Origin of the sequence: Paenibacillus kobensis NBRC 15729 (assembly GCF_004000825.1) — a bacterium.
Classification (GTDB): domain Bacteria; phylum Bacillota; class Bacilli; order Paenibacillales; family Paenibacillaceae; genus Paenibacillus_T; species Paenibacillus_T kobensis.
The window spans coordinates 167,965-193,816 of sequence record NZ_BILZ01000002.1; the positions used below are offsets into that span (position 1 = coordinate 167,965).

25 protein-coding genes and 1 other annotated feature are annotated in these 25,852 nt (G+C 54.4%); of the genes, 1 reads left to right on the plus strand and 24 read right to left on the minus strand.

Annotated elements, in window-relative coordinates; translation table 11 throughout:
- Positions 1 to 44: 44 nt before the first annotated feature.
- Positions 45 to 890, plus strand: a complete 846-nt coding sequence (locus PKO01S_RS02355; protein ID WP_127529685.1) for a phosphatase PAP2 family protein — start codon at positions 45 to 47, stop codon at positions 888 to 890.
- 505 nt (positions 891 to 1,395) lie between these two features.
- Here the strand turns inward: PKO01S_RS02355 and yajC are convergent.
- From yajC to allB, 24 genes are all read right to left on the minus strand, one after another.
- On the minus strand, positions 1,396 to 1,761 hold the full coding sequence (yajC, locus tag PKO01S_RS02360; RefSeq protein ID WP_127529686.1) for a preprotein translocase subunit YajC: 366 nt from the start codon (positions 1,759 to 1,761) through the stop codon (positions 1,396 to 1,398).
- A gap of 15 nt (positions 1,762 to 1,776) precedes the next feature.
- Positions 1,777 to 2,943 (minus strand): tRNA guanosine(34) transglycosylase Tgt, encoded by a 1,167-nt coding sequence (gene tgt / locus PKO01S_RS02365; protein ID WP_127529687.1) that lies wholly within the window; start codon positions 2,941 to 2,943, stop codon positions 1,777 to 1,779.
- Positions 2,944 to 2,948: 5 nt separating this feature from the next.
- A complete protein-coding gene (gene queA / locus PKO01S_RS02370; protein WP_127529688.1) occupies positions 2,949 to 3,995 on the minus strand; it encodes a tRNA preQ1(34) S-adenosylmethionine ribosyltransferase-isomerase QueA in 1,047 nt (348 codons plus the stop codon).
- A 35-nt stretch (positions 3,996 to 4,030) separates the two neighbouring features.
- Positions 4,031 to 6,127 (minus strand): SpoIID/LytB domain-containing protein, encoded by a 2,097-nt coding sequence (locus PKO01S_RS02375; protein ID WP_246070417.1) that lies wholly within the window; start codon positions 6,125 to 6,127, stop codon positions 4,031 to 4,033.
- Between the two features lie 54 nt (positions 6,128 to 6,181).
- Positions 6,182 to 7,189: a Holliday junction branch migration DNA helicase RuvB gene (ruvB, locus tag PKO01S_RS02380; RefSeq protein WP_127529689.1), complete on the minus strand. Its 1,008-nt coding sequence runs from the start codon at positions 7,187 to 7,189 to the stop codon at positions 6,182 to 6,184.
- Between the two features lie 24 nt (positions 7,190 to 7,213).
- The gene (ruvA, locus tag PKO01S_RS02385) at positions 7,214 to 7,849 is read right to left on the minus strand and encodes a Holliday junction branch migration protein RuvA (protein WP_127529690.1); all 636 of its coding nucleotides are present in this window, start codon (positions 7,847 to 7,849) and stop codon (positions 7,214 to 7,216) included.
- A complete protein-coding gene (gene ruvC / locus PKO01S_RS02390) occupies positions 7,846 to 8,349 on the minus strand; it encodes a crossover junction endodeoxyribonuclease RuvC (protein ID WP_127529691.1) in 504 nt (167 codons plus the stop codon). Before ruvC ends, ruvA begins: the two co-directional genes overlap by 4 nt.
- Positions 8,350 to 8,536: 187 nt before the next feature.
- A complete protein-coding gene (locus tag PKO01S_RS02395) occupies positions 8,537 to 9,190 on the minus strand; it encodes a BofC C-terminal domain-containing protein (protein ID WP_127529692.1) in 654 nt (217 codons plus the stop codon).
- A gap of 119 nt (positions 9,191 to 9,309) precedes the next feature.
- Positions 9,310 to 11,166: a LysM peptidoglycan-binding domain-containing protein gene (locus PKO01S_RS02400; protein ID WP_164779445.1), complete on the minus strand. Its 1,857-nt coding sequence runs from the start codon at positions 11,164 to 11,166 to the stop codon at positions 9,310 to 9,312.
- A 175-nt stretch (positions 11,167 to 11,341) separates the two neighbouring features.
- Positions 11,342 to 12,220: a prephenate dehydratase gene (gene pheA, locus PKO01S_RS02405; RefSeq protein ID WP_127529694.1), complete on the minus strand. Its 879-nt coding sequence runs from the start codon at positions 12,218 to 12,220 to the stop codon at positions 11,342 to 11,344.
- Entirely contained in the window at positions 12,217 to 13,191 is a 975-nt protein-coding gene (gene thrB / locus PKO01S_RS02410) for a homoserine kinase (RefSeq protein WP_127529695.1), read from the minus strand. The genes pheA and thrB overlap by 4 nt, the downstream gene beginning before the upstream one ends.
- Positions 13,192 to 13,289: 98 nt before the next feature.
- The gene (locus tag PKO01S_RS02415; RefSeq protein ID WP_127529696.1) at positions 13,290 to 14,576 is read right to left on the minus strand and encodes a homoserine dehydrogenase; all 1,287 of its coding nucleotides are present in this window, start codon (positions 14,574 to 14,576) and stop codon (positions 13,290 to 13,292) included.
- A 26-nt stretch (positions 14,577 to 14,602) separates the two neighbouring features.
- Complete coding sequence (locus tag PKO01S_RS02420) at positions 14,603 to 15,040, minus strand: ACT domain-containing protein (protein ID WP_127529697.1); 438 nt, start codon at positions 15,038 to 15,040, stop codon at positions 14,603 to 14,605.
- 135 nt (positions 15,041 to 15,175) lie between these two features.
- Positions 15,176 to 16,495: a GTPase ObgE gene (gene obgE, locus PKO01S_RS02425; RefSeq protein ID WP_127529698.1), complete on the minus strand. Its 1,320-nt coding sequence runs from the start codon at positions 16,493 to 16,495 to the stop codon at positions 15,176 to 15,178.
- Between the two features lie 19 nt (positions 16,496 to 16,514).
- Entirely contained in the window at positions 16,515 to 17,252 is a 738-nt protein-coding gene (locus PKO01S_RS02430) for a Spo0B domain-containing protein (RefSeq protein WP_127529699.1), read from the minus strand.
- 114 nt (positions 17,253 to 17,366) lie between these two features.
- On the minus strand, positions 17,367 to 17,675 hold the full coding sequence (gene rpmA, locus PKO01S_RS02435; RefSeq protein WP_127529700.1) for a 50S ribosomal protein L27: 309 nt from the start codon (positions 17,673 to 17,675) through the stop codon (positions 17,367 to 17,369).
- A gap of 15 nt (positions 17,676 to 17,690) precedes the next feature.
- The gene (locus PKO01S_RS02440; protein WP_127529701.1) at positions 17,691 to 18,029 is read right to left on the minus strand and encodes a ribosomal-processing cysteine protease Prp; all 339 of its coding nucleotides are present in this window, start codon (positions 18,027 to 18,029) and stop codon (positions 17,691 to 17,693) included.
- 12 nt (positions 18,030 to 18,041) lie between these two features.
- Complete coding sequence (gene rplU / locus PKO01S_RS02445) at positions 18,042 to 18,353, minus strand: 50S ribosomal protein L21 (RefSeq protein ID WP_127529702.1); 312 nt, start codon at positions 18,351 to 18,353, stop codon at positions 18,042 to 18,044.
- 15 nt (positions 18,354 to 18,368) lie between these two features.
- Positions 18,369 to 18,448, minus strand: a sequence feature (ribosomal protein L21 leader region).
- Between the two features lie 76 nt (positions 18,449 to 18,524).
- The gene (locus PKO01S_RS02450) at positions 18,525 to 19,775 is read right to left on the minus strand and encodes an Rne/Rng family ribonuclease (protein WP_127529703.1); all 1,251 of its coding nucleotides are present in this window, start codon (positions 19,773 to 19,775) and stop codon (positions 18,525 to 18,527) included.
- 59 nt (positions 19,776 to 19,834) lie between these two features.
- A complete protein-coding gene (locus PKO01S_RS02455) occupies positions 19,835 to 20,716 on the minus strand; it encodes a site-2 protease family protein (RefSeq protein WP_127529704.1) in 882 nt (293 codons plus the stop codon).
- On the minus strand, positions 20,709 to 21,752 hold the full coding sequence (locus PKO01S_RS02460; RefSeq protein ID WP_127529705.1) for a M23 family metallopeptidase: 1,044 nt from the start codon (positions 21,750 to 21,752) through the stop codon (positions 20,709 to 20,711). Before PKO01S_RS02460 ends, PKO01S_RS02455 begins: the two co-directional genes overlap by 8 nt.
- 253 nt (positions 21,753 to 22,005) lie before the next feature.
- Complete coding sequence (locus tag PKO01S_RS02465; protein ID WP_127529706.1) at positions 22,006 to 22,965, minus strand: D-2-hydroxyacid dehydrogenase; 960 nt, start codon at positions 22,963 to 22,965, stop codon at positions 22,006 to 22,008.
- 86 nt (positions 22,966 to 23,051) lie between these two features.
- Positions 23,052 to 24,341, minus strand: a complete 1,290-nt coding sequence (locus PKO01S_RS02470) for an ArgE/DapE family deacylase (protein ID WP_127529707.1) — start codon at positions 24,339 to 24,341, stop codon at positions 23,052 to 23,054.
- A 42-nt stretch (positions 24,342 to 24,383) separates the two neighbouring features.
- Positions 24,384 to 25,796 (minus strand): allantoinase AllB, encoded by a 1,413-nt coding sequence (allB, locus tag PKO01S_RS02475; protein WP_127529708.1) that lies wholly within the window; start codon positions 25,794 to 25,796, stop codon positions 24,384 to 24,386.
- Between the last annotated feature and the right edge of the window lie 56 nt (positions 25,797 to 25,852).

The window sequence follows — 25,852 nt, forward strand, 5'->3', positions numbered from 1 at the left end:
ATGCAGGCGCTTGGGACATCATGTAATACATAGGGGGATCATTGATGGTTTTGTTTGACAATATGGGTACCGTTGCGCTGTATACCACACTTGCTGTCATCGTGCTGGTCGCATACGGCATTGCCGGGAATCCATTTGCTGCGGGGTTCGATTATTTGAAAAATATGGTCACATCGCCGCGGTATTTGATCCACTTTGTTGCCATGCTTGCGATACTAGTGCTGAATAAGAACGAAATGAAAATCGAACGAAACATGGATTACCACGTTAACTTCACGCATTGGTTTCATTCGCTTGAGGGCGATCTCGTGGCCAACCTGCAGCATTTGTTTCATAACCCTGTCTTAACGACCGTGCTTTCTTTCCTATATATAGTCGTATTTCAGGCGATGCTGATTGCATCCATTTTCATTTATACGTATAAGAGCGAATCGAAACAAATGTTCTACGCAACTTGCTATGCCATTATGATCAATTATTTTGTCGCGATCCCGTTCTTTCTGTTTTTCCCTGTGGATGAAGTATGGTCGTATGCGCCTAATGTTGATTTTCTGATGCTGGACGCATTTCCTAAATTCGAAACGCAATATCGCGCACTTTCAGGACTTAATAACTGTTTCCCAAGCTTGCATACTTCCATTTCTGTCACGGTCGCCATACTGGCTGTCCGCTCTGGCAACAAAAAGTGGGCTGCTCTGACGTGCACGATGGCAGTCGCAATCATTTTCTCGATCTTCTATCTCGGCATTCATTGGTTCATCGATATGTGCGGCGGCGTCGTACTCGGCATTCTTGCATCCACGATTGCAATTAAGCTGTCTCAGACGAACTTGCTTCGCCTGCCGGACCGGCTGACTTCACGCCCGTTCGCTCGGGAAGAGCTTAAGTAAGGGCAAGAGGTGTATCTCCTTACGGTTGCTGTTGAAATCGTGTAATTTTTGAACAACTTCACCATGGTATATTCACGATTTCAAAGGCAAACGCTCCGCTCCTACAGGAGATACACCTCCCGCCCTTCCTATGTAGATGTAGTAAAGGCCAGACCATCGTCAACTCTGACGCCGGTCTGGCCTTTATTATTTGCAAGTTAGTTGGCGCTGCTTCATAGCTAATGCCCAGCAGCACTTATTTGCGGCGCATTCGCCGCCGGCAAGCAAAATAAGTGCCCTGCGGCACTTATTTGCGGCGCATTCGCCGCTGGCAAGCGAAATAAGTGCCCTGCGGCACTTATTTGCAGCGCATTCGCCGCTAGCAAGCGAAATAAGTGCCCTACGGCACTTATTTGCGGCGCATTCGCCGCTGGCAAGCGAAATAAAATGCCCAGCGGCACTCCGCAGCGGCCTCCAACAACAAATGAACACACCTTTCGGTGTGTTCATTTGTTTGATCTGGTCATTACTCTGATTTCTCGGATTTCTCCAAAGCTACTTTCTCAGCTTTTTCAGCCTTTTCAGCCGGAGCCGGTGCGCTGGCAATAACATTGCCGATCGCAGTGCGATCGAACGTCATCTTGACCGTATCGTTGACGCGAAGGACAACCGTATCGCTGTTCAACTCCACGATCGTGCCATGCAGGCCGCCGATCGTCGAAATTTTATCGCCCTTCTTCAGTTGGCTCATCATCGAGTTACGCGTTTTCGTCTTACGCTGCTGCGGACGCAGGAGCAGGAAGTAGAATACCGCGAACATCAAAATGAATGGCAGGAGCAAGCCCCAAATGCCGCCGCCCCCGGAAGAAGCTGTGTCTGCTGCTAGATACATGTGTTAACCTCCTCTTTAGAATCCTCTCTCATTGTCATTCAGACCGTACTGAGCGAAGAACTCATCCCGGAAATCAAGCAGCCGGTCGTCCATTATCGCTTGCCGTACATTCTTCATGAGCTGCAATAAGAAGTGCAAATTATGGTACGTCGTCAGTCGAATGCCGAATGTTTCGTCGGCTTTGATCAGATGACGAATGTACGCGCGGGAATAGTTGCGGCATGTGTAGCAATCGCACGCTGGATCCAACGGTCCGAAATCGTCTGCAAATTTCGCATTCCGAATGACGAGACGTCCTTCGCTCGTCATCGTCGTGCCGTTGCGGGCAATCCGGGTCGGCAGCACGCAGTCGAACATATCGATACCGCGAATAGATCCTTCAACAAGCGCATCGGGCGATCCAACGCCCATCAAATAACGGGGCTTGTTCGCCGGCAGCATTGGTACGGTGCAATCCAACATCTCATACATTAACGGCTTGGACTCGCCAACACTTAGTCCACCAATAGCATAACCTGGGAAATCCATAGCGGTCAATTGTTCCGCGCTTTGTTTCCGCAGATCGGCGTACATGCCGCCTTGCACAATGGCGAACAACGCTTGGTCGTGCTTGCGGGCATGCGCGTTCAAGCATCTTTCTGCCCAACGGGTCGTCCGTTCGAGCGACTGCTTCACATAATCGTAATCAGCCGGATACGGCGGACACTCGTCGAACGCCATCATAATGTCCGAACCGAGCGCATTCTGAATCTCCATCGCCACTTCCGGAGAAATGAACAGCTTATCCCCGTTCAGATGCGACCGGAACGTTACACCTTCCTCGGTAATCTTGCGCATGTTCGCCAGACTGAACACTTGGAAGCCGCCGCTATCGGTCAGAATTGGCCGGTCCCAATTCATGAACTTGTGCAATCCGCCTGCCCGACGGACAATTTCATGTCCTGGGCGGATGAACAGGTGATACGTATTGCTCAGAATAATGTGGGCGTCCATCGACTTCAATTCTTCTGGGCTCATCGTCTTGACTGTCGCCTGTGTGCCTACCGGCATGAACGTCGGCGTCTCAATTATGCCATGCGGCGTATGTACACGGCCAAGGCGGGCGCCCGATTGCTTGCACTCTTTAATCAACTCGTATTTAACTGCCACGTTGTCCCTCTTCCGTTCCTCAATCGATTCCATCGATTTTAATAGATAAACATTGCATCGCCAAAGCTGAAAAACCGATAGCGGCGTTCAACCGCTTCCGCGTACGCCTTCATAATCGCTTCTCTGCCGGCGAGCGCGCTGACGAGCATGACGAGCGTCGATTTCGGAAGATGGAAATTCGTCAACAAAGCATTGACAAGCTGAAAGGAGTAGCCCGGATAAATAAAAATGTCCGTCCATCCGCTGCAAGCTTGAATCGGTTCCCCGTTAAAACGCTGAGCAACGCTTTCAAGCGTACGAGCAGATGTTGTGCCCACCGCAATAATACGTCCGCCGCTCGCTTTGGTTTCAACTATTTGCCTTGCTGTCAAATCCGAAATTTCATAATACTCGCTATGCATGACATGCTCTTCTACCGTTTCGGCGCTCATCGGACGGAAAGTGCCCAATCCGACGTGCAGCGTAACATAAGCAATCTTCACGCCTTTGCGCTGCAGTCTCTCCAACAATTCTGCTGTAAAATGAAGCCCTGCTGTCGGGGCAGCCGCCGAGCCTTCGTTGCGGGCATAGACGGTCTGATACCGCTCGCGGTCCTCGAGTTTCTCCTTAATATAAGGAGGGAGCGGCATCTCGCCAAGCCGGTCGAGCAGCTCCTGGAAGATGCCTTCATACTCGAACCGGACGATTCTTGCTCCATGCTCGCCTTCTTCCTCAACGACAGCTTGCAACAATGGACTTCCGTCCTCCCGGTTGCCGAAAGCGAGTGTCGAACCCGCCTTCATTCTCTTAGCCGGCTTCGCAAGCGTCTCCCAGCGGTTGTCTCCCAGCGCCTTAAGCAGCAGAAGCTCAACCTTCGCACCGGTATCCTGCTTGATGCCGAATAAGCGTGCCGGGATGACACGAGTATCATTCAGAATAAGAAGATCGTTCTCTCCAAGCTGGTTCTCGATATCGAGAAATGTTCCGTGCTGGATATCGCCCGACTGCTTGTTCAGCAAGAGCAGCCGTGATGCGGTCCGCTCCTGCAAAGGCGTCTGAGCGATCAGCTCCTCTGGCAATTCGAAATCAAATAGATCTACGTTCATTGTGTCCGTCCTAACTGTTCAATAGAGCCTGTCCCTTACTGCCCTTCGATCGTAATATCTTTATAGTAGTATTTCAAGATATAAGCATAGTCATACCCAAGCTGTGCCAGCCCGAGAGCGCCGTACTGGGACAATCCGACGCCGTGCCCATTGCCGTAACCGTTGAAATAATATTGCGGATCGCGGGTGGCGGCACGAAGATTGCCTTCACCATCCGCGATATAATAACCGGAGGACGACAGCGCAGTGCTCGTCCCGTTCGCTCCTTGTATGTACAGCGTGGCTGGACTGTTCGGACGCTCGCTCGTAGCTCCGCCTGCGCCAAGTACCGTGACGCGCGCCGTCTCGTCGATCGTAAACCGCGTGCTTGGCAATCCGCCCATAAGCGTCCGGTAAGTGACCGGCGTCTTCGTCGTTAACGGCGATCCATTTGCCGTCATCGAGATTACCCGTCCCGACGGACCAAATGCTGCCTCCAGCGTTCGAACAGGAGACGGCAACCCAGCCGATTTCTGCACGTCTTCAGCCGTATACGGCCCTCTTACCCAAGACATTGTGTTCGATTCGACCACTTTGCCGAGCACTACGACTTCCGTGCCAATCGCCAGCTTCGCGACCGGTGTAACTTTATCATCGACGACCGGCGTTGACCGGACGTTCACGTTGTCCGTATTCGTGGCCAGCACGACTGCGCCTACGGGGTTCGTTTTGCCCGTTTCCTTGAGCAGATCTTCCCGAATGTAGCCGGTACCTCCGCCAGGAATCGCGACTTTGTACCATTGCTTTAATGTTTTCTCCACGCTCTGGTCTGGACTTGGCACCGACTTCAGATAAGGCACTGCGTTGCCCCATATTTCGGTCGCATCCGCTGTCTGTCCGCCTGCATTCGAAGAGAACAGCCCTTCGATCGGTTTACCGTTATAAAGCGCAACTTGGCCTTCCGTTGCCTTCACCGCATTCGTCGTCGAATCTTTCTCGCCCGTCTTGCCTTTGTATACTTGGCTCAGTTCCGTATCGTTCACATGCGCAATGCCGAAGCCTAAACCTTGATAGAGCGCATACGAACGGGCAGCAACTGCCTGCGATTTCAGCGCTTCGGCTGGCCAAGAGGACGGCATCTCAGATGGCACGACGGAGTATAGATATTGCTCGAACGGCAGCTCATTAATAATGGCCAGCTTGCCGTTGTAAGCACTTGCTTCGAAGCTGCCCCGGTATGTTTGTCCGGCACGTTCCTTAAGAATAATGCCGCTCGCATCCGTTGATATCCATACTTTCGTCGATCCCGATGGGAACGAATAAGAAACATTCGACGATTTGGCTGCTCCCGTTGCCGTAAAGTCATCTCGAATAAGCAGATAAGGCAATGCCGTGTCTGCCTCGCGAAGTGCTGGAGCGCCGCTTACTTTTGCCGCTTGGGCTTTAAGCGCCGAGAGCCCTGCCGCATCCGCCGCTGAACCGACCATGATGCTGTATTCCGTCTTGCCTCCGGTATTGCGAACCGCCGGATATGCATCGATGCCGGCTGCAGCGAACAGCTGAACGGCGCTTCTGGCTGCCGCCTCGTTCGCGTAGTTGCCGCCCTCCAAATGCAGCGGACCGCTAACCGATGCTTTTACTGCGCCTAGCAGCGACACAATCGTGCCGTCCTTGCTCCATTTGTCGAGCGCGGTCCTCGCTTCCACAGCTGTGCTGTAGCTGCCTTCCGCAACGATATAGACCGTCTTGCCGGTCTTGCTAAGCGAAGTAATGACAGCAGATCCTCCAAGCGCATCGAGCCGCTTCTGTACGGTAAGCGCCGTATTAAAATCTGCCGTCTCAATCATCTTCGCTTTATAGTCATCAATAGCAATCCGCACAGGATCATTGCCGGTTGTCAGCCAGGGCTCTACAGCCGCTGGGGTTCGCATGCCGATCTTCAGTCCGCCCTCTGCCGAGAACGTTGCCGCCGATGTATTCAACCGGTATTTTCCGGGAGCTTCAATAAACAAAGCAACACGGATCGATTCCAGCCTCGGAACCGATGCCCCTTCGGACGGCGGTGCCGTCCATGCCGATATGGAAATCGCGATAGCCGCCGACAATACAGCAGCGACTGCCCCCTTCTTCATCTTTGCCCGTCTGGTTGCCACTTTCGAAGTACACCCTCCTTTGGTCCGATACCTGCTATTAATCGCATTGTAACGCTATGAATCACCAGGAATTGGAATGCCAAGATGGCGGTACGCCTGATGAGTTGCAATACGGCCGCGCGGGGTACGCTGCAGCAGACCGACCTGCATCAAATAGGGCTCGTAAACATCTTCGATAGTCTGGCTTTCTTCGCCGATGGTCGCTGCGATCGTATCAAGTCCGACAGGACCGCCGCGAAAGCCCTCGATCATCGCCCGGAGCATCTTATGGTCGATCGCATCGAGCCCCATCGGATCGACGCGCAGCAGCTCCAGCGCAGAGCGGGCCAGCTCGTGCGTAATGATCCCGTCGCCGCGCACTTGTGCAAAGTCGCGCACCCGCTTCAGCAGACGGTTCGCAATACGAGGAGTCCCCCGCGAACGCAGCGCGATCTCTGTCGCCGCTTCGCCGACAATGCTGACGCCGAGTATATCGGATGCACGAGAAACAATGAATGCCAACTCATCCGTCTTGTAGTATTCCAGACGGCTGACAACCCCGAACCTGTCGCGGAGCGGAGCAGACAGCAGCCCCGCCCGCGTCGTCGCGCCAATAAGCGTAAACGGCGGCAGATCAAGCCGGACCGACCTCGCGCTCGGCCCTTTGCCGATCATAATGTCCAGCGCGAAATCTTCCATCGCAGGATACAGCACTTCCTCGACCGAACGGTTCAACCGATGTATCTCATCGATGAACAACACGTCGCCTTCCTGCAGATTCGTCAGCAGTGCAGCGAGATCGCCAGGCCGTTCGATGGCAGGCCCCGAGGTCGTCCGCAAGTGAACGCCCAGCTCATTGGCGATAATGTTCGAAAGCGTCGTCTTGCCAAGACCCGGCGGGCCATATAGCAGCACATGATCGAGCGCTTCCTTCCGCATCTTAGCCGCCTCTATAAAAACTTTTAAATTATCCTTTACGCTCGCCTGACCGATATACTCGGCCAAGTAACGGGGACGGAGGCTCAGCTCTACCGCCTGATCGTCCATCATCAAGTTAGCGGATATTAATCGTTCATCCTCCATGCGTCATCCCCCTTTCCGCTATGCCTATCCTTTGAACAACTGCTGCAGCGCACGCTTCATCAGAGAATCGATCGACTCATCCGGCGTAATGGAATCCCTCAAGCCGGCGTACGCTTTGTCTAGCTCTGCAGCTGTATAGCCGAGAGCCCCAAGCGCTTCGCGCGCTTCCGGCCAAGCGCCGGCGGTTGCTTGCTCGCCTGTAGCGCCGCCAGAAGCAGTTGCATCTGACCACGCAGAAGCATCCGCACCGAACGCCAGAGGAGCGTTGCCGAGCTTATCCTTCAAATCCAGAATCATTCGCTGTGCCGTTTTCTTGCCGATACCCGGCAGTTTGGTTAGAAAGTTTACGTTCTCCTGCTGGATAGCTGCAACGATCGACTCAGGCTTGCCTCCGGCGAGCACGCCCAACGCCACACGGGGGCCAATGCCGGATACTTCAAGAAGCTTGCGGAACATCGTTTGCTCTTCTCTAGACGAGAAGCCGAACAACTGTATAGCGTCCTCGCGAACATGATGATGGATAAATACGGTAACCGGTTCGCTGGACCGTGTGAAGTAGTACGGATTCGGCGTAAAAACACGGTATCCGACGTCCCGCACATCCATGACGATATATTCGGTCTCCCAATGGACGACCGGACCTTTCAAATAATCGATCATAATTTCGGCACCCCGTTCAATTTGTTGTTCAACACGACGGAATGCGCATGGCAGATCGCGACGGCGAGCGCATCCGCGACATCGTCCGGCTTCGGAATGGCGCTAAGCTTCAGGAACATACGCACCATCTCCTGCACCTGCCGCTTCTCCGCCTTGCCGTAGCCGACGACCGCCTGCTTCACCTGCAGCGGAGTATATTCCGCAACCGGCAGCCCCCGCTGCGCGGCAGCTAATATAATGACGCCCCGCGCCTGACCAACAGCAAAAGCCGTCGTCACGTTGCGGTTGAAAAAAAGCTTCTCGACCGCGACGGAGTCCGGCTTATATTTGTCCATGAGCGCTCCGGCAGATTCGTAAATCTGCACCAGACGCGTTTCCTGCGGCGTACCCGCCTTGGTCTCGATCGAACCGTATTGCACGGGCGTGAGCTTGTGTCCATCCTTGTCTATAAATCCGAATCCCGCGATCGCGATCCCGGGGTCTATGCCAAGCACGCGCAATGACGTCCTCTCCTTACGCACCTACTAATAACGAAAGCTACCTTCCATTATAGCAAAATTTCATGTACATGAGAACACGCGTTTCTCTTTCCCCATGGATAAATGCAAACATAACAAAACGGCAGTCCCCCGCGGGAACTGCCGATTGTCTTCACTGCTGACCCAATCAAGTATCTATCCTCTCGCCCTACTTCCGCGAAGGAATCATGACGTCCCGCGAGGCGTCGATTGCGAAATCGCTGAACGAGGACAGTACGCTGTAGTACGTTTCTTTGTCCTCTATCCGGATGCCGTCCGTCAAACGTTTCAGCTCATCCTTGGGAAGCCTGCTTTCCATCACCCGAACATCGAGCTGGTAGAACGTGCGGACCACTTTCTCTTTACGCGGAGGACCGTCATACAGCGTTAACCGGCCAGCGCGGTCCAAGCCGAAGACGGCGCTCTGCTTGCACGCCTCGGACAGATCGCCTACTTTCTCCTCCAAGACAAGCACTGGCGTGCCTGCTGGCAGTTGATTCAGCCGTACAAACGACACGGATGGTCTTTGCGCAGCCCGCTTGGCGCGTTCGACGGACAATAGACCGAGCGAGCGATATTCTTCTCCGCATAGATAGGTTCGGTGAATGTGCACTTTCATCGGGCGCTGTACCTTGTCAATCGCATTCACGATCTCTTCTGTCTGGTTAGGCGCCGCAATCGGCGCGGCATGTACGTACGACAGCCCCCCTCCCGACAACAAACCATATCCCATAACAGCCATTAGACTTGCCAGCGTCCATACCGGGCGACCATTGCGGCGAAGCTTGCGTTTAAGCTGTTTCCATAGGCTGAATGCCCTCATGGCGAATAACCCCTTACATCCCTATTTTCCGTTATTGTGGCATAATGCAAGGGAAATATTCACCGTTCATGCAAAATAACAGCAGCACAGCCATAAGGCCGTGCTGCTGCGCACTCTAATTATCTGTCGTTAATCCAAGGCTTGCTGCGGCGGCGCCCCGCCGGACGAGGCACAACACTGCGTACGGTCACCTTCTTAACCGGCTTTCGCGGAGCGTTGCGTTTGACCTTCTTCGCTGGGCTGTCAACCGCTGCCGTTGCCGTCACCTGCTGCTCTTCTTCTTCATTCCGGTTGCCGCAACCGCACGATTTGTCGGTAGCAGCTTGTTGTACCGGCCACGTCGGATAAGCTCCGTACGGCCATGGATCAACAGCTGTAGGGGAACCGTAACCGGCATGCTCCGGACCAATTCCTGCAGGCGATACGGCAGGGATGCCGTATCCGAACGGCTCAAGACTGGATGGCGATACGACCGGCGAGCCATAACCGTAATGCTCAGGGCCGATATTCACTGGCGACACGACAGGAGCGCCGTAACCGAAGTGGTCAGGACCTACATTCGCTGGCGAAACAAGCGGCGAGCCGTAACTGGTGTGTTCAGGTCCTACATTTACCGGCGATACGACTGGCGTGCCGTATCCATAATGTTCCAGACCTACGCTTGCCGGCGATACAACGGACGGCGAGCCATACCCGTAATGATCGGGACCGACGTTCGCTGGCGACACGACGGACGGCGAGCCATACCCGTAATGATCGGGACCGACGTTCGCTGGCGATACAACGGACGGCGAGCCATACCCGTAATGATCGGGACCGACGTTCGCTGGCGACACGAAGGATGGCGAGCCATACCCGTAATGCTCAGGACCGACGTTCGCTGGCGATACGACGGATGGCGAACCATACCCGTAATGCTCAGGACCAACGTTCGCTGGCGATACAACGGATGGAGAGCCATACCCGTAATGCTCAGGACCAACGTTCACTGGCGATACGACGGATGGAGAGCCATACCCGTAATGCTCAGGACCAACGTTCGCTGGCGATACGACGGACGGTGCGCCATAGCCGTAATGCTCAGGACCGACGTTCGCTGGCGATACGACGGACGGTGCGCCGTAGCTCGTATGATGGCCAACATCAGCAATCGGGCTTACGACGCCATGATGATGGTCGCCATAGCCGTAACCATAACCGCCGTCTCCATAACCATAGCCGGTTGCTACTGGCGACACGTGCTCCGGCATATGCGGTATGCCGTATACGGCTCCTGCCTCAACGGCCGGAATGCCGCATTGCTGGAACAAATGAACGTTCTGCTGGTGGTATTCGACGTGTACCGGGTAAGGTTTCGGCTGCTCGACGACGATCGGTTGAGGCGCAGGAGCCGGCGCTGGAAGAGGCATTGGCAGCGTCACTGGCGGCTGCTCCGCCGCTTCCGCTTTCGGACCGGTCGGCGTTTTCTCGATAGGCGCCGTAGGGATTTTGCCCGTCGGTTTCTTGCCCGGAATAATTCCGGTCGGAATTTTGCCCGCAATTCCCTGCACGGTGTTCATAATCGCAGAAGGCTTGAACGGATTATGACCAGAGGACGTATGATGCGATTCGGCATGTACATGATGACTATTCGTCTTCGGAATGTTCACGACGTCGCCTGTCAACAGAACGTTCGGATTTTTAAGCTGTGGATTTGCTTTGATTAGGTCGTTCAACGGTACTCCCCATGCTTTGGACAACTTCCATAATGTATCGCCCTGCTTCACGACATGCTGATGCATAATGGATCCGCCGCCTGCATGTTTGCCGCCTCCGGATCCATGATGAGAAGAAGGCACTTTAACCTTCAACCCTACATCGATCACGTCGGGATTCGTAATGCCCGGATTTAGCTTTAAAATTTCTTCGACGGTAACGCCGTATTTTTGAGCGATCGCATACAGCGTATCCCCACTTTTGACGATATGGATTTTCACTCCCCGCAAACCTCCTGTCACGGTCTTATCGCGAGCGATGCAACACATAAGGGCATCCGCCCGCCAATCATTACATCCTATGCAGAACGTAGGCATATGTCCCCGACCGGACGAAAAAAATTTGCATAACAAATAAGCTCCCCCGGAAAATTCCGAGAGAGCTTACTTCTGATGCTTACGCTTCAGGTTCGTATTTGAAAGTGGGATACGATCCCATCATCCGCACTTGGAAGCCGATCGCTTCGATTTCGGCAATCGCCGATTGCAGCAGAATCGAATCCATCGACATATCGATATCGATCATAAAATAGTACGTTCCTAGCCGCTTCTTCGTTGGGCGCGACTCAATGCGCGACATGTTGATGCGGCGCCATGCGAGTGCCGACAGCACTTGATGCAGTCCGCCCGGATAATCTTCCTGATTCGACACAATGATCGTCGTTTTATGTTTATCGGACACTTTGCCTTGAAGCGGCTTGGGTCCGACGAGCAGGAAGCGCGTATAGTTGTTATCGTGATCGGTCACGGATTCCTGAAGCACGTCCAGACCATGATCCGCCGCTGCCGTCTTCTGCCCGATCGCCACCCAGCCTTTGCCCGGATTGTCCCGCACGATACGGATCGCATCAGCTGTCGTACTGACATGCTCCAGCTCTGCATCCGGCATATGCTGACGAATAAACTGCAGGCATTGCGCCATCGCAACAGGATGGCTCATGACTTTGACAATCGGACTATAATCAAGCTGTCCCGTCTCCGGCGAGCGTTCCAGCTCCGATAGCCGGCCGACAAGATTTTGTACCGAAGGGTATACCCACTCCGCCTGGATCGGCAGATCGACCTGGTTGACCAGAATTTCGGTATGAAGGCTGACAGAGCCATCGATCGTATTCTCGATCGGGATGACGCTGTAATCCGTTCTGCCCTCAGCCGTGCTAGCGAAGACGTCCGCAATAATGCGGTGGTAGACTAGCTCCACGCCTTCAATATTGTTCAGCAAGTAACGGGCTGCGTCATCCGACGTAGAGCCCTTCGTCAATACCGCTACTTTCATTGCACTGTCGCCTCTTTTCCGATCCGGCTGAGCAGCGTCGTTGTGTCGCCTTCTGCGATCAACTCCCACTTCGCGCCTTGAGGATAAGGTTTCAGCCATAGCGTCTCCGCTTCGATTCCTTCACGACCGAGGGTATCGAGCAAGAATTGTTCCAGCTCTTGCTTGCGGCTGCTGCCGCTGTCAACGAAGCTGATGAGTGTCGGACCCGCGCCGCTAAGCGCCGCACCTAATGCGCCATGCTCGGCAGCTTGATCCAGAATCTTCGTCATGCCTGGGATAAGAGCCGCACGGTACGGTTGGTGAAGCCGATCGCGCATCGCTTTGCTGATGAGATCGAGCTTTCCTGCCCCTAGGGCAGCTACGAGCAAGGAGCTGCGTCCGATATTGAATACAGCGTCTGTCAAATCGACGGTCTTCGGCAGTGCATGACGAGCCTTCTCTGTCGACAGCTGGAACGATGGCACCGCAACGAGCGTCTCAAGCGACGGATGCGGCTCGATTCGAACGTAATCGGCACATTCTCCATCCCAAGATGATACGACAATGCCGCCGAACAGCGAAGCACCGACGTTGTCTGGGTGGCCTTCAAGCTTCGTCGCAAGCTGGAACAACCGGTCATCGGACAACGGCGACCCAATCAGCGTATTGGCTGCGACGAGCGCGCCAACGATTGCGGATGCGCTGCTGCCAAGTCCGCGCGTAAGCGGAATGTCACTGTACATCGAAATCGCGAGCTCAGGCACTGACACGCCTGCTTCCTCGAATACCATCTGAGCTACTTTATAGATCAAATTCGACTTGTCTGCCGGCACGCCGCTCATTTGATCACCGTACATCGTAATGCTCGTCTCGCTTGCCTCTTGCATTTCGATCCATGCGAACAGCGACAGCGCCATCCCGAGCACATCGAAGCCCGGTCCCAAATTCGCCGTGCTGGCCGGCACTTTAACGACTACACGTGGTCCGTACATGTTTTCCCTCTTTTCAGCCTATTGGAAACGACGAACCGGACGCCGCATCATCGCGCCGTCCGGTCCCGATAATTCCGGTAGTATAAATTCGTATTGCTTTAACCTTCGACCCGGTAGACGCTCTTCACTTGACGGATCACGTCGAGCGATTCGAACGCTTGGAGCACTTTCTTCATCGAGGCTTTGCTTGCGTCATGCGTGATGACGATAATTTCTGCTTCCGGATTGTTCGGATTCGGCTGCTGCAGCACCGACTCCAGGCTCACTTCATGCTCTGCGAACACTTGCGTGATACGAGCGAGCACGCCGGCACGGTCTGCAACGTGAAGAAGCAAGAAGTTCTTTGAGCAAATCTGCTCGTCGGTCTTCAACTTCTTCTCCTTGTAGGCCGTTGCGCCTTGCAAGCCGTTCACGCCGAGCTTCAAGTTCTTGACGACAGCGACCAGGTCCGCCACGACCGACGTAGCCGTCGGCAGTTCTCCCGCGCCCGCGCCGTAGAACATCGTCTCGCCCACCGCCTCGCCATACACGTATACTGCGTTGAATACGCCGTTAACGGCTGCGATCGGATGGCTTAGCTTCACCATCGTCGGCTGTACGCTGACGCTGATATAATCATCCTGACGCTCCGCAATGCCAAGCAGCTTCACCTCGTAGCCTAGACGTTTCGCATAAGCGATATCTTCTTGGCTGACGGACGAAATCCCTTTGACATCCACGTCCTCAAGCGCCACGTTCGCACGGAAACCGAGCGTCGACAGAATCGTCATTTTGCGTGCGGCATCGAGACCCTCCACGTCGGAAGTCGGATCCGCTTCCGCATAACCGAGCTGCTGCGCTTCTTTCAGAATGCTCTCGTACGATGCGCCTTCTTGGCTCATCTTCGACAGCATATAGTTCGTCGTGCCGTTCACGATGCCCATAATTTTTGTTATGCGGTCGGAGGAGAAACCTTCGATCAGCGTACGGATGATCGGAATGCCGCCCGCTACGCTTGCTTCGTACAGAACGTCGCACTTGTTCGCTTTTGCCGTTGCGATAATTTCCGGTCCGTGCAGCGCCATCAAATCTTTGTTCGCCGTTACGACATGCTTGCCGCGCGTTAACGCTTCGATAATGTACGCCTTCGTATCGCCGATTCCGCCCATTACCTCAACAACAACATCGATCTCCGGATCACGGATAATATCCCATGCATCTTCAGTCAGCTTGGACGGATCAATGCTTAGCGCCCGCTGCTTCGATTTATTTTGTACTAATATTTTCTCGATTACGATAGCGGAGCCGACTTGGCTCTGCAAATCTTCCTGGTGACCTTCGACGATACGGACGACGCCCGTGCCGACCGTTCCTAGACCAAGCAATCCTACTTTAACTGGTTTCATGCATGTATCCTCCATCAACCAATGAATTATCCTTGCCCGATAATCGACGCTTTCCGGACACCGTCCAACTGGCGGATGCGCAATAGCAGCTCCGTCAGCTCCGCCGTCATGAATGAAGTGTCCACCGAAATGACGACATTGGCAAGTCCTTGGAGCGGTATGCTCTGATTAATCGTAAGTACGTTGCCTTCCAGTCCAGCTACAAGTCCAAGAACTTTAGACAGCATGCCCGCCCGGTGCTCGAGATCCATCGACACCGTTACGAGACGTTCCCGGTTAAGCTCGCTAATCGGATATACGCCGTCTTTATATTTGTAGAACGCGCTGCGGCTAAGTCCTGCCCGCTCCACTGCCTCATGCACTGTTGCCGCTTCGCCCCGCTTCAGCATATCTTTCACCTGAATCGTCTTAATAATCGCTTCCGGCAAAAGGTCCTCGCGGACGACATAATAACGCTCTGTCATTATCGTCCTCCTAGGAAAGACAACTGTTCATCTATAGTGGACATTATACCGGACTTCACGGGATGCGGCAATAGGTAAAAAGGAAGGATTGGCCGATTGCGGCCAAAATTAAAAAGACGGGCTGCCCCGTCTTTTCTAATAGATATAGTCGCTGCCTTCGAAAAACTCGAACTGGTAGTGGCCGATCCGGCAAATGTCTCCGTCCTTGGCGCCAATCTTGCGCAGCGCCGCATCGACGCCGATGTTGCGCAATATGCGGGCAAACCGCATAACCGCGTCGTAAGACGTCAGATTCGTCCGTTTCATAAGCCGCTCGATACCTTCGCTCTCGACGACGTAAATTTCGTCTTCCTTGAAGACGCGGAACGTGATTTCGTCGCGCTTCTCGAACTTGTACACTTTGCGCTCGGCAAGCTCGCTCACTTCTTCAAGCATCGGCTGCTCCGGTACTGTCTCGAGAACATCAGCCGCCTTATACAGCAGCTCTTGCACGCCTTGGCGCGTCAAGGACGACATCGGCATGATGTCATAATGACGGTCGCCTGCAACTTCTGCAAGCTGCTCTTTGAACAGCTCGAGCTGCTCTTCGGCACCTGGCATGTCCATTTTGTTCGCAGCAATGATCTGCGGCCGATCAGCCAGCTTCTCGTTGTATTGACGAAGCTCCTTATTGATCTTGACCCAATCGTCGAACGGATCGCGGCCTTCCGTCGCAGCCATATCGATGACATGAACAATGACGCGCGTACGCTCGACGTGGCGCAGGAATTCGTGGCCGAGTCCGACCCCTTCGCTCGCTCCCTCGATCAAGCCCGGCAAGTCCGCCATAACGAAGTTGCGGTCATCTCCGACATCCACAACACCGAGATTCGGCGTAATCGTCGTGAAGTGATAAGCACCGATCTTCGGCTTCGCGCCTGACACGACCGACAGCAGCGTCGACTTGCCGACGCTCGGAAACCCGACGAGACCAACATCGGCCATCACCTTGAGCTCAAGCACGATCCAGCGTTCTTCGCCTTCTTCGCCATTCTCTGCGATATCCGGCGCTGGATTGGTAGATGTCGCGAAACGCATATTGCCGCGTCCGCCCCGCCCGCCCTGCGCAACGATTACTTCTTGGCCTTGGCGCGTCATATCGGCAATAATTTCTTGCGTGTCGTCATTAATAATGACTGTGCCAGGCGGAATCCGTACAATCATATCTTCCGCACCTGCGCCATGCATGCCCTTCACCTTGCCGCGTTCGCCCGGCTTCGCCTTAAAATGCTTCTGGTACCGGAAATCGACCAGCGTCCGCAGCCCTTCATCGACGCGGAATATGACATTGCCTCCGCGTCCTCCGTCACCGCCCGCTGGTCCGCCGTTCGGAACGTACAGCTCGCGGCGGTACGATACGATCCCGTTGCCGCCGTCGCCGCCTTTGACAAAAATTTTCGCTTTATCTACAAACATGTTGTTTCTAGCCTCCGTTTCAACCGCGCAGTTCAGCCTTTAGCGGCAGTTCCGCAAGCGATTGCTCCGAACTGATCGGCTGAAGCGGCGAATTTCTAAGCCGCTGTTTTATTTTGTGCATCGTATCACCGATGTCATTCCATTCCCCGTCATAGAAAAAGACGGCATGCAACGACTTGTCGTCCCGGTACAGTTGGAGCTTAAGCTTGGCCGGCTCGCCCGTTCCTTGCTTAATGCCGCTTCGGTACATATTCATAAGATCGATCAGCGCAGCCGCAACACCTTCCCGATCGATCGGAATTTCTTCCAGATCCAATTCGCCGTCAATAACGACGGACAACTGCACAGAATGGGTCATCGTCCGGAACGATTGCAAGTACGTCACTAGCGAAGGAACACCAAGCTTTGCGATTTGGCTCTCCGCCGCCATGCGCTCTCGAATGCCTTCGATGTACTGTACAATTCTTTCCTGCTTATTCATCCGGATATACCCATAAAGCACCTGAAGATCGTTCATCCAATCGTGCCGGTGATGATTAATCGTACGGATCGATACGGTTTGCAGCGCCCGTTCTACCCTCTGAAGCTTAATGCGCTGCTCCTTGCGTTCCGACTGAATCCATACGGCGATCGTAAGTGCTGTCCATACGGCAGCGGCGACGATTGGCCACCAAGCCGTTTCCCATATGAATAATGCAATAAAAGGAAGCAGCAACGATATGGACACGATATATTTAGCCGATCCAATCCGATTCATTCGCGATAATCCCACTTTCTATGTAGAGCGGTATATGCAGTATAACACGGATGAGCTGCCAAATGATGAAAAACCCGGCCTGTTACTACAGGCCGGGCACTTGTTGAAGCGATATTATTCGGCTGCTGCAGCTACAGCTGCTTCAGCTACTGGATATACGCTAACTTTTTTACGGTCGCGTCCCCAACGTTCGAACTTAACAACGCCTTCTACCAACGCGAACAGCGTGTCGTCCTTACCGATGCCTACATTGTTACCCGGGTGAACTTTCGTTCCGCGTTGACGGAACAGAATGCTGCCGGAAGTAACGACTTGACCGTCTGCACGTTTCGCGCCCAGACGCTTCGAGTGGCTGTCACGTCCGTTCTTCGTCGAGCCTACGCCCTTCTTGGATGCGAACAACTGAAGATCCAATTTCAACATGGTGGTTTCCCTCCTCTATTGTACGAATTGTTCTTGAATGGTTACGTACTTCCCGTACGTTTCCTGGATCGACCCGATCATGACCGCCATACTCTCAAGCAGCAGCTGCACTCGCTCGTCGACGGACGAATCAGCTTGCGTCGGAATATCCGAGCTCACCCATCCGTCACGTATCGAGTAGGGGAGATTGACTCCCGCAACAGCTTCAATCGAATTCACTGTGCCAACGGTTACTGCGGAGACGCCCGCACAGACAATATCTTGTCCCCGCTTCGCGTAGTTCGCATGTCCGGAAACTTCGAACTTCACGATGCGGCGGTCCGAGCCGTTCCGCGTCAATGTCACCGTAATCATGCAGTTATCCGATTACGCTTGGATTTTTTCAATCGTCACTTTCGTGTACGGTTGACGGTGGCCTTGCTTGCGACGGTAGTTTTTCTTCGCTTTGTATTTGTAAACGATGATTTTTTTACCGCGGCCTTGCTTCTCGACTTTAGCAGAAACTGTAGCGCCAGCTACAACTGGCGTACCTGCTACGAGTGCGTCGCCTTTGGATACGGCAAGAACGCGGTCGAAAGTGATGTTTTCGCCTGCGCCAGCCTCGAGTTTCTCGATGTAAAGAACATCGCCCTCTTGAACTTTGTATTGCTTGCCGCCCGTTTCAATAATTGCGTACATGGATGGTGCACCTCCTTATTAGTGAAGACTCGCCTGATGCAGGTGGCAGACACGAAGTGCCGCACTTGCTGACCTGTTCGGAGCGGTACCTTGTGTATGAAAACAAATAATGAAAACATACACCCGACTATTATAGCATGCCCACTAGGCTAATTCAACGATTTTCGTCAATTAACGCTCACGACCGCAAGATTCGCATGTGGAGCTTCCCGGCGAGCGCCTGTTAAGCCTTGCCTTCTTGCGCGTTAATTCGAGCAACCCAAGCCTCGTCCACCCAACGACCGTGCAACGGTTCCGGTCTCCTCTGGTTAGCGATTCAATGCGCTGAGAGATACGCTGCCGGTTCGACTCTTCCTCCATATCGATAAAATCGACAATAATGATGCCTCCGGTATCGCGAAGACGAAGGAGCCGCGCAATCACCTCCGCCGCCTCCTCATTCGTCCGGTAGAGCGTTTCCTCCAGACTGCCGCCGCCCGTATATTTACCCGTATTGACATCAATGACAGTCAGCGCTTCCGTCTCGTCCCACACAATATATCCGCCGCTGGCCAATTGAATGGTTCTTGCGAAAGCCTTCTCGGCTTGGGCATCGACGCCGAACTGCGCGAACATCCTGTTCTCCGGATAACGCTTCACGATCCCTTCCCGGCCGGAAGCCATCTCTTTCACGAGCGCCACCGTCTGTGCCAGCACGCCGTCATCATCGACCCATATTTCATCCGTATCAGCTGTCAGCATATCCCTTATGGCCCGATGGACTAGCCCCGGTTCCCGGTGCAGCTCGGCAGGCGCTTTCACATCCGGTGCCTTCTGTATAATCCCGCGCCACACGTCCCGCATTCCCGCCACATCTTCGGCCAACGCCAGATCCGGCACGCCGCTCGCAGCAGTGCGGATAATAATGCCTTCTCCCGGCTGCCGCAGCCGTTCGCCGAGCATCCGAAGCCGCTCCCGCTCCGAATCGTTATCGATCTTGCGCGATACGCCGACATAGTCAGCCTCCGGCATATAGACCAGCCATCTGCCCGGCAGCGACATATGCGTCGTCACACGGGCCCCTTTGCCGCCGCTTGGATCCCGCATCACCTGCACAATGAGCTCCTGCCCTGGCCTCACGATGTTCTGAATTAGAGGCTTATCTCTTCCCGAAGTTTGCTCGCGCTTGTCGATGTTCGGATGCAGCGCATCGTCGATGTATAGAAAGGCATTTTTCGAGAGGCCAATATCAAGAAAGGCAGCCTGCATGCCAGGCAGCACGTTCACCACTTTGCCTTTATACACGTTGCCCACCACCGTGCCAAGGCCGCTGCTAGGCTGTCCCTGCTCGCGGGGCTCCGATACATAATCAATTAGAATGCCGTCTTCCAGCACCGCGGCATATAATCCGTCAATGCGGCTTTGTACCAATAGCTGCCTCATCTGCTCCCCCTGCCCGTCCGCTGTTATTTAGGACGATTATAGCATGAACGGGAAGACGGTCAAACGATCAGCTCAATGACGGGCCGGTTCGGGTTCGCAGAGGTAAAGTAACGGTATAACAGCTCGTTCTCAGGCATGACGCCGAGCAACTCGCCTCGTGGGGTCGTCACGTAGACAAGATGGACATGGTCCCTGCGCAAATGGCGCAGCACCGACTGAACCGCCGCTTCTGGACGCACAATGATCGGGGATGCGCCGGAGCTCCTGCTAAGCCGCTTGGCGGTGAAGCGGTCCCGGTTCACAAGAAAACGGATGAAGAGAATAGGCATATGCCTGCGGTAAGTCCAATTCGTCGCAAGCAGAAACAGAGCGATCGCAAGCACGTTAAGCTGTACGCCGCCTCCTGGCCACAACGGCCCAATAAAAGCTGACACGGCCAGTATGGTGCTCATTACAATACTTAGCCGAATGGACCAAGACAGCGCCCGATGATAGGACAGAAACCGCCCTAGCAAGCATTGCAGCAATTTACCTCCGTCGAGCGGACTGATTGGAATAAGATTGAACGCTATAATGATCAGGTTAGCCTTCACCAGTTCGTCCGACCAGGCTGAATCCCAGCCGCTCAGATGACCAATTACCCAAGCTACGCCAGCCATCCAGACGTTTTGCAGCGGTCCGGCAACTGCGACAATGGCCTCCTCTTTCGTCGGCATGCCGCCCGCTTCCTCGACTTCCGCCACGCCTCCGAACGGGAGCAGCTTCACCTCGCGAATCGTCCATCCGAACGCGCGGGCCGCTGCTACGTGTCCAAGCTCATGCACGAAGACGAGCGAGAACAACGTAACAAGCTCGGCGAACCGGCCCGCGGCAACCGACAGCAGCATAACGATAACGAACAGCGGGTGTACGCTCCATACGATTCCGCGCCATTTAATCAAGCGGTATCACTTCGGTCGGATCGATAAACCGTCCGTCCTCCTTCACGGCGAAATACAGCAGGCTGTGCCCATTGCCTTCACCGTTGCCGAGCCGGCCGATCACGTCTCCCGCTTCTACCCAGTCGTCCTTGCGCACCTTCGCTTCGCCGAGCTGTCCATATTGCGTTTGCCTGCCGCCGGCATGCTGAATGATAACCGTCTGCCCTTCGCCGGCATCCGGTGTAACGAGCAAGACTTGTCCGGTCTCCGCTGCCGATACCGGATCGCCTGGCTGCCCTGCCAATTCGATTCCGCCGAGCGACTGGGCGAACGACTTCACAAGCGTTGACTCCGGCAGCGGAGAGACAACCGCCTGCGCAGTCATGGCAGCGCCGTCCACCGTCTCCGCATGTCCGCCGTTGCTGAACAACGGTATGAACGCCGGGGAACCGGAGAACGTACGATCATACCAAGCCGATACCGTCTGAAAATCAAAATCGGTCGTAAGCGCCGTCGTGACAACCGTCTGGGCTTCCTGTGCAGGAGCTCCGTCCAATTTGAACAGCCCCCACAGAACACCGAACAGAATCGCGCTTACAATGAACTGATTTCGGATCAGGCGCCAGAACCTGGAGCCGCCTTCCGTATGGTTCGTTTCATGAGAATGCCGGCTTCCGTTATTCCCAGGCAGCCTGTCCGCATACAAGCCAAGCCATGGTGCGGCATTCGCCTTCCACAACTTCTCCGGATCCTGCTCATATGGGTTCACATGGTTCTTCACGCTTGATCGGCCCGCAGCAGCAGAAACAGGCGGGGAAAAAGCATCGTTGGGCACAGTCCAGCCGGCAGGAGGAAGACTATCTATGACAGAATGATCGGCAGCAGCCGGCTGTTCTGCAGCAGGCTGCCGTTCTATTATTGGAATTGCCTTATGTTCAACATGCTCATTGGGCTGATTCAATAGGGTAACCGGTTCACCATACAAGTCCGCCGTCTTGGACTGCTCGATGATTTGCCGGATTTTCTGCTGTTGCCGCTGCCGAATCCGTTCATTCATTATTTTCGCCCTCCTTCACTTGTCCTATATGTATGAAGGATGAGGAACAACTATGAGCGGCAGCAGCCCGGGAACAACGACTATTCCATTAAACATCTTGCGGGCTAATCTTTCTGCTGCGGCACCAAACACAGCCTAAATGGATTGGCTTCACCAAATAAAAAGCCGGTCGCCACTCTATCCGTGCTGCCGCTAGGCAGCCGCATGAATAGATTGGAACCGGTCTTATCTTTTCTGAACACACTCTTTACGGTTATCCGTTCACTCGATTAACTGGACTTCCGATCATGTACTGTTTTAAATTGTCCGCCGCAATTCCCATTAGCCGCTGCCGTGCTTCGAAGGTTGCCCAGCCGATATGCGGCGTAATATAGCAGTTGCGAGCGCCAATGAGCGGGTTGTCTGCCGGCGGCGGTTCGACGCTTAGCACATCGACGGCGGCACCGGCAATCCGTCCTTCGTTCAATGCGGAAGCCAAATCTGCTTCAACGACATGTCCGCCGCGCGCTGTATTGATCAATACCGCAGTCGGCTTCATCCATTCAATCGTCCGGCTGTTAATAATACCTTGCGTATCCGAAGTAAGCGGACAATGCAGCGTAACGAAATCTGACTGCCGAAACAGCTGTTCCATTGTGACGAATCGAACCGATTCCAGCCCTTCGACTCGTTTCTCCGTACGCGTATGCACAACAACGTTCATCCCGAACGCTAGTGCAGTCCGTGCAACCTGTTGCCCGATCTGGCCGAATCCGAAAAGACCGATCGTCTTGCCCGCCAACTCCACGAGCGGAAAATCAGCAAACATAAAGTGACGGCTGCTGCTCCAACGTCCGCTATGGACAGCATCGCTATGCTGCTTCACATGATGGCAATGCTCGAGCAAATAGGCAAACACGAGTTGAACGACCGATGCTGTGCTGTAATCCGGAATATTCGTTACGGCGATTCCTTGCGACGATGCCGCAGGCAGATCGACCACATTATAACCGGTTGCAAGCACACCAATATAACGCAGACGCGGCAGCTCGGCAAGTACGCTGCCGTTCAGCGGCGTCTTGTTCGTTAAGACGGCGTCTGCCTCCCGCGCCCTCTCAACGATTTGATCCGCATCCGTCTTATCGTATACTGTAACCGTTCCAAGCGCCTCGAAAGCTTCCCACGACAGATCTCCGGGATTTAACGTATAGCCATCTAGTACGACAATATTCATTCTGCCTCTCCCTTTCACAGCTGCTGCAGCCTTCTTCGAACAAACCGTTCTATCGTTCATCTATCATATACGGAAAGCCGTCCAAATTACAGTGAGTCGTGAGCCTCGGCATTCAGCAAATTGTAAAGCGTTAGCGTTATAACACGTACAGCAGCGGCAACATCGGACACCAGAACATGCTCATCAGACCGGTGGCCATTCGCTTCCGCAAGCGTGCGCGGGCCAGCTCCGAACATAACAGCCGGCACCCCTGCCTCATCGAAGTGACGGGCGTCCGCGTACAACGGCACACCTTCCACAGGAAGTTCGCCTCCGCCCATAACGTCCGACCAGCTTGTCTTCAGAGCGCTGATGAGCGGTGAGGCAGTATCGACAGGACCGAACGGATAGGCAAGCAATATGCGCTGCGTTTCGACCGATATGCCCGGCATATGCAAGACCGACGCCGTTATCCGGTCAATGAGTTCCTGTTCGACCGCTATCGGATCTTCCTCCGGAATAATGCGGCGGTCAAGCCGAATCGTGCACTCGTCCGGCACGACGTTCGTATTGATCCCCCCGCTGATAAGTCCAACGTTCAATGTAGGCGAACCGATGCCTGGCACACCGGACTGGTGCTGCGCCAGCCCGTTTCGATATTCGTACAGCCCTGTCAAAAGCCGGTTCATCGCTTGCAGCGCATCCGCTCCCGTATCCGGTATAGCCGCATGCGCGGATTTGCCCTTCACCTTTACTTCTAAGTGCAAGCATCCGTTATGAGCATGAACGGCCGAATGCGTAAAACCCGCGCATATCGCATAGTCCGGATCGACCTTCCCTGATGCGAGCAGCCGTTTCGGTCCGATTTCGCCGCCCGTCTCTTCATCGAACGTAAAGACAAGAACGATCGTACCAGAGCCGCCGGCAGCCAACTCCCTTATAGCCATCGCCGCAAACGTATAAACCGCGATATCCGACTTCGAGACGGCTGCACCGCGCCCGTAAAGCTTGCCTTCATCGATCTGTCCGCCATAAGGATCGTAGCTCCAGCCGCTTCCTGGCGGAACGACGTCGCCATGTGCGTTCAGCACGATGACCGGCCCGCGGCCGTCACCTATTGTGATCTTAGCCAGTACATTATTGACCGCAATCATGCCGGCCTGACGAACTGTTTCGGCAGGCACCGGAACCGTAATCGGCTCGAATCCAAGCTCTTCCAGCCATGCCGCTGTCTCGGCGGCTATTGGACGGCAGTCTCCAGCCGGATTATCGGACGGGACTCTCACTAACGATTGGATCATTTGGATCAAACGCTCGTCGCTATGGTCCAGCCAATCCAGCAGCTTCATCCGGTCCGAAGCACGTTTCTCATGATCGAATACAATACGTTCGTTCATCGACAATCCCCCTTAATCCATCATAATCGTCAGCTCTGCCGCCTAACCGCGCAGCGTAGATTGCGGATTCGGCCTGAACACCGAACCAGCAGCCTGTACTGTTGGACGGACGAGAATCCCTCCCCCTGCTCCACCTGTCAGAGCCCCCTCTGCGTATACCGTCCTGCCTCGAACCATCGTCCGCACGACGCGGCAGCCGATTTGACGCCCGACATAAGGACTCTGCCTGTGCCGGTCGAACAGCATCTCCCTCTCGAGCCGATACGTCCCGTTCAAATCGACAAACGCAAGATCGGCATCTCGCCCTACTTCTATTGCCCCTTTGCGGTCCGCAATCCCGAACCGTTCCGCTGGAGCTCCGGCGACGGCCCGTGCAATTCGTGTGAGCGGCAGTCCGCGCTTCAGATGGCCTTCGTCCAGCATAAGTTCCATTGTGCTTTGCGCCCCTGATATACCGCCCCATATGGCGAAGAAATCGCTCGAATCTTTCATCTCTGGCGGACATGGCGAATGATCGGAAGAGACAATCTCGATTGTTCCATCCGCAACCAGCTCCCACAACCGCTCCAAATTTGCCGTGTCGCGCAGCGGAGGGGAGCATTTTGCCGCAGCGCCGATTTCAGCCAAATCATCCTCGGTTAGCGTCAAATAATGAGCACACGTCTCGATCGATGCATCGATGCCTGCGCGGCGCGCTTCCGCGATATCAAGCACCGCATCTGAGCTGCTGATATGGACAAAATGGACCGGACACCCCGTAAGCTCCGCTGCGAGCAGTGCCCGCCGCACCGCATCCCTCTCCGCCCAGATTGGACGCGATCTAGCATAGGACCTTGCATCTGTCTTTCCGGCGCGCTTCATCTCATCCGCTAATGCCGCTACAATCGGCTCCGTCTCGGCGTGCAGCGCAAGCAGCCGGCCGGTCGGAGTGATTCTCTCCATCCCTCTTAACAAGCTCACATCGTCGACTTCACGAAAGTCGCCCTCCTCAGTCGAACCCGGGAAACACATAAACGCTTTGAAGCCGATAACGCCCGCTTCCGCCAGCGGACCGATACTATCCATATGTCCAGGCATTAAGCCGCCCCATAAACCGTAATCGATACGAGATGAGGAAGCGGCTGCAAGCTTCATCCGCAGCGCATGCTCTGTCACCGTTGGCGGTCTGCCATTAAGCGGCATATCGAAGCAGGTGGTGCAGCCGCCCGCGGCTAGCGCGGCAGTCCCCGTATCGAACCCTTCCCAATGACCTAAGCCAGGTTCGTTAAGATGGACATGCACGTCAACGGCACCGGGCAGCACCGTTAAGCCGCTGCCGTCGATTGTTTCCATGCTTGCTTCTTCAATTCTATTTGCAATTACTGCGATGATGCCGTCCTTGATGCCGATTTCGACCTGCTTCACGCCGTCTTGCAGCACGGCAGCTGCGCCTCTCACAATCAAATCCAACGTCATCGCATCATCCACCTATCAATATGTTAGATTTACTAACATATTACAATGGATTCCAC

What these genes read in the sequence shown, in the direction of transcription:
- PKO01S_RS02355 (WP_127529685.1), top strand. Translation starts at nt 45, where the DNA reads ATGGTTTTGTTTGACAATATGGGTACCGTTGCGCTGTATACCACACTT.
- yajC (WP_127529686.1), bottom strand. Translation starts at nt 1,761, where the DNA reads ATGTATCTAGCAGCAGACACAGCTTCTTCCGGGGGCGGCGGCATTTGG.
- tgt (WP_127529687.1), bottom strand. Translation starts at nt 2,943, where the DNA reads ATGGAATCGATTGAGGAACGGAAGAGGGACAACGTGGCAGTTAAATAC.
- queA (WP_127529688.1), bottom strand. Translation starts at nt 3,995, where the DNA reads ATGAACGTAGATCTATTTGATTTCGAATTGCCAGAGGAGCTGATCGCT.
- ruvB (WP_127529689.1), bottom strand. Translation starts at nt 7,189, where the DNA reads ATGGAGGATGAACGATTAATATCCGCTAACTTGATGATGGACGATCAG.
- ruvA (WP_127529690.1), bottom strand. Translation starts at nt 7,849, where the DNA reads ATGATCGATTATTTGAAAGGTCCGGTCGTCCATTGGGAGACCGAATAT.
- PKO01S_RS02395 (WP_127529692.1), bottom strand. Translation starts at nt 9,190, where the DNA reads ATGAGGGCATTCAGCCTATGGAAACAGCTTAAACGCAAGCTTCGCCGC.
- pheA (WP_127529694.1), bottom strand. Translation starts at nt 12,220, where the DNA reads ATGAAAGTAGCGGTATTGACGAAGGGCTCTACGTCGGATGACGCAGCC.
- thrB (WP_127529695.1), bottom strand. Translation starts at nt 13,191, where the DNA reads ATGTACGGACCACGTGTAGTCGTTAAAGTGCCGGCCAGCACGGCGAAT.
- PKO01S_RS02415 (WP_127529696.1), bottom strand. Translation starts at nt 14,576, where the DNA reads ATGAAACCAGTTAAAGTAGGATTGCTTGGTCTAGGAACGGTCGGCACG.
- PKO01S_RS02420 (WP_127529697.1), bottom strand. Translation starts at nt 15,040, where the DNA reads ATGACAGAGCGTTATTATGTCGTCCGCGAGGACCTTTTGCCGGAAGCG.
- obgE (WP_127529698.1), bottom strand. Translation starts at nt 16,495, where the DNA reads ATGTTTGTAGATAAAGCGAAAATTTTTGTCAAAGGCGGCGACGGCGGC.
- PKO01S_RS02430 (WP_127529699.1), bottom strand. Translation starts at nt 17,252, where the DNA reads ATGAATCGGATTGGATCGGCTAAATATATCGTGTCCATATCGTTGCTG.
- rpmA (WP_127529700.1), bottom strand. Translation starts at nt 17,675, where the DNA reads ATGTTGAAATTGGATCTTCAGTTGTTCGCATCCAAGAAGGGCGTAGGC.
- PKO01S_RS02440 (WP_127529701.1), bottom strand. Translation starts at nt 18,029, where the DNA reads ATGATTACGGTGACATTGACGCGGAACGGCTCGGACCGCCGCATCGTG.
- rplU (WP_127529702.1), bottom strand. Translation starts at nt 18,353, where the DNA reads ATGTACGCAATTATTGAAACGGGCGGCAAGCAATACAAAGTTCAAGAG.
- PKO01S_RS02450 (WP_127529703.1), bottom strand. Translation starts at nt 19,775, where the DNA reads ATGAGGCAGCTATTGGTACAAAGCCGCATTGACGGATTATATGCCGCG.
- PKO01S_RS02460 (WP_127529705.1), bottom strand. Translation starts at nt 21,752, where the DNA reads ATGAATGAACGGATTCGGCAGCGGCAACAGCAGAAAATCCGGCAAATC.
- PKO01S_RS02465 (WP_127529706.1), bottom strand. Translation starts at nt 22,965, where the DNA reads ATGAATATTGTCGTACTAGATGGCTATACGTTAAATCCCGGAGATCTG.
- PKO01S_RS02470 (WP_127529707.1), bottom strand. Translation starts at nt 24,341, where the DNA reads ATGAACGAACGTATTGTATTCGATCATGAGAAACGTGCTTCGGACCGG.
- allB (WP_127529708.1), bottom strand. Translation starts at nt 25,796, where the DNA reads ATGACGTTGGATTTGATTGTGAGAGGCGCAGCTGCCGTGCTGCAAGAC.